Here is a 2,773-nt window from a genome sequence, read left to right on the forward strand (position 1 = left end):
GGTGAAGGGCAGTTGTTCGAGTGGGTTGATCGATTCCCCGGCGGCGACCAGGATCGCGCCGTCTGGCAGCCGGATATCGGCCGCCGCGATCAGGGTGGGATCGATCCAGCGGGTGCGGTCCTCGGTGGCGACCGGCAGGCGCTCCAGATGCAGACGACCGAACGCCCGCTCGAGCGCGCGGGTCTTCATCGCGGTCAAATCCAGCGCGGCCAGGCGGCGTTCGAGCTCGGCAAGCAGATCGGGCTCGCGGATCTCGGTGACCGAGCCGCGGGTGCCAAGGTTGCCTTGGCGACCGGCGTCGAGCGCCTGCTCGAGCCAGCCTGTGTTGATCAGCCCAGCGACGCGGGCGCGCTCGGTCCAGTCGGTTCCATCCCGCTCCAACGCGATCAGCGTCGGCACCGCCGTGATGCCATAGGTCCGAAACGGTGTTGGATCGAGCAGCACGTTGGGCGGCGGATCAAGTCCCTCGAGCAGCCCGCGCAGGCTGGCGGCAAAGGCGATCAGCGATTCGCCCTCGTCGACGCCGCGAAACAGGATGCGCAGCTCGGGTCGGACGCTGGCCAGCGCGAACAGCTCGCGCAGCGCGGCCTCGCCGAGCGAGCGGGAGGCGAAGAGCAGGTAGGTTCGGGATGGTGCGCCCGTCGCCAACGGCGGTGGATCGACGTCGGCGGGCGCAGGCACATTGGAAGATCGACTATCCAGTGCGCAGTCGCTCGCCAGGGTCTCGCAGATCGACGCGGTCAGGTCAGCAGATCCGAGGTGTTGACGAGCCTCGTCCAGCAGAGCGTCCAGGACCGCATGGTCTTTGAAGCGCGACTCCATGCCTGTCTGATCAGGAACCTGCAGCCACGCCGGCAACGGCTGACCTTCAACGCCCTGCGCAATCGCCCCGGCCTGTGCCCGGATCGGTGCCAGTGCCTGATCGACGCCCTGCTCCGCCTGATCAAGCATCAGCTCGGCAGCGGTCGCAACGCTGACCAGCGTGAGTGTGCCGCCGGCCAGGATCAGCCTATCGCGAGCGCTGGCGGCCAGACGAGCCAGCGTGCCAGCGGCTCCAGCACGGCCACAGCGGGCTGCGCGAAACCGAGCACGCATCAGAGCCTCAAAACAACGCATAGGCCCGCCCCTGCACCTGCTCGATCGGCAACGCACCCCAATAGCGGCCATCGAAGCTATCGCGCGTGTCGCCCATCACCCAGAGGTGGCCGGGCTCAACCTCAAACGCTGCGCGAGCGAAGGCGCTCACCGGCTGCTGCAAGGTCGTCGCCAGGGCCGGGTCGCTGTTCGCGCGCATCACTCCGTTGATCGCCGTCCCCGTCGCATCGACCGCCACGCGATCGCCTGGCACGCCCACCACGCGCTTGATGACCGTCTGCCCGACCGTGAAATACGGCACCATCGCCTCAGTCGCGGCAAACGCCACCAATTGCCCGACCTCGGGCTGCCGATCCCAAGTATCGATCAGATACCCGCGATACGGCGGCAGACAGAGCGCCTCCTGATCATCGAGCCCCAGACGAAAGCGCCCACAGAGCAGACTGCCGATCACCAGGATCAGCGTTAGCACCGCCAGGGCCTTCAGCAGGAAGCGATCCCAGGGCTGGCGTGGACGGGTTTGATCTGCGCGCACCCTCATCGGCCCGCCTTCTCGCCCAGTGGCAGCGACAATTCCGCCGGTGCGGCCAGCACCGCCTGCGCATCGAGGACCAAAAACCCACGCGCGGCCAGACGCTCGGAGAACACCTGGATCTGCCCCGCATCAAGCCCGGCGCGCACCGCCTCGGCCACCGACAGGATGACCACAGGCGGCTGACGTGCAGCGTCCCCCGCCAGTGCGGCCAAGCGCTTCTGGCTGATCCCAAGCCCCACCACAGCACCTGCCAGCACCGCCCCGAACAGCAGCGTCAGTGACCAACGCACGGGCGTTGTCAACAGCGCCATCACAGGCTCGGGTCCCTTGCCTGCGCGTTGCTCAGCCGCCATGCCGGCGCTCCTCGATCAACGCCTTGATCGCCTCGACCGTGCTGAGTCCCTTTGCCCGCAAGGCCTCCAATGCCGCCACATCCTTCGGCGCCGTGCTATAAAGCAACTGCCGGAACGGATCGACCACCAAACGACCGATCCCGCCACCCAGGCTGGTCAGGCAACAGATCTCGGAGTAGGCACCGGGAACGGTATGCACGGTCTTGAGCAGCTCCACCGCCCCGCTGGGCAACGGCAACCGCTGCTCCGCCGCCAGCTGATCGATCGCCTGTGACGGTTGGGCCAGTAGAAAGCTATGGGCGCTGTTCTCGGCGATCGCCCGTCCCACCGGATGGGTGTACAGATCGGCCAGCGACTGCGTGATGGTCACCGCCGCGCCGCCATATTTGCGAAAGCGCCGATAGCCCGACTCGATGAACTTGCCGACATCGCCGTTGGTGAGCAGGTCCCAGGCCTCGTCGATCACCACCAGCTTCGGTTGTGATCGCTCACCGAGGTACATCGCCTGCTGGATCTGGTAGATCAGCAGCAGTAAGACGACCTGCTGCAGATGCCGCCGGCTCTTCAGCTCCTCGAGCTCGAGCACCACCAAGGGTGCGGTGAAACCAATCCGGTTGGCTCCATTGAAGAAGCGCCCATACTCCCCGGCCGAGGTGAACGAGAACAGCTGCCGGCCGACATCCTGCAAGCGTGCATCGGACTCGGCCAACAGCGCCTCAGCGATCGCATCCACGCTCATCTGGTTGCCGAGCCGGTCCCAGACCGTCTTCAGGATGCGCTTCAGTCCTGC

At 66.5% G+C, this 2,773-nt stretch carries 3 protein-coding genes and 1 pseudogene; all 4 read right to left on the reverse strand.

Annotation, left to right across the window (positions count from 1 at the left end):
• Nucleotides 1–1,095: TrbC family F-type conjugative pilus assembly protein (locus tag VBE63_RS26875; protein ID WP_323686067.1), on the reverse strand; the 1,095-nt coding region annotated here is incomplete at its 3' end.
• 7 nt (nucleotides 1,096–1,102) lie between these two features.
• Nucleotides 1,103–1,636 carry a signal peptidase I gene (gene lepB, locus VBE63_RS26880; RefSeq protein WP_323686068.1) on the reverse strand — a complete coding sequence of 178 codons (534 nt, stop codon included), beginning with the start codon at nucleotides 1,634–1,636 and terminating at the stop codon, nucleotides 1,103–1,105.
• Entirely contained in the window at nucleotides 1,633–1,983 is a 351-nt protein-coding gene (locus VBE63_RS26885) for a hypothetical protein (protein WP_323686069.1), read from the reverse strand. The genes lepB and VBE63_RS26885 overlap by 4 nt, the downstream gene beginning before the upstream one ends.
• A pseudogene (locus VBE63_RS26890) lies at nucleotides 1,973–2,773 on the reverse strand (type IV secretion system protein TraC); the annotation flags it as partial. The pseudogene VBE63_RS26890 and the gene VBE63_RS26885, both read right to left, overlap by 11 nt.

Origin of the sequence: Lamprobacter sp., from assembly GCF_034860625.1 — a bacterium.
GTDB lineage: Bacteria > Pseudomonadota > Gammaproteobacteria > Chromatiales > Chromatiaceae > Lamprobacter.

What these genes read in the sequence shown, in the direction of transcription:
- lepB (WP_323686068.1), bottom strand. Translation starts at nt 1,636, where the DNA reads ATGAGGGTGCGCGCAGATCAAACCCGTCCACGCCAGCCCTGGGATCGC.
- VBE63_RS26885 (WP_323686069.1), bottom strand. Translation starts at nt 1,983, where the DNA reads ATGGCGGCTGAGCAACGCGCAGGCAAGGGACCCGAGCCTGTGATGGCG.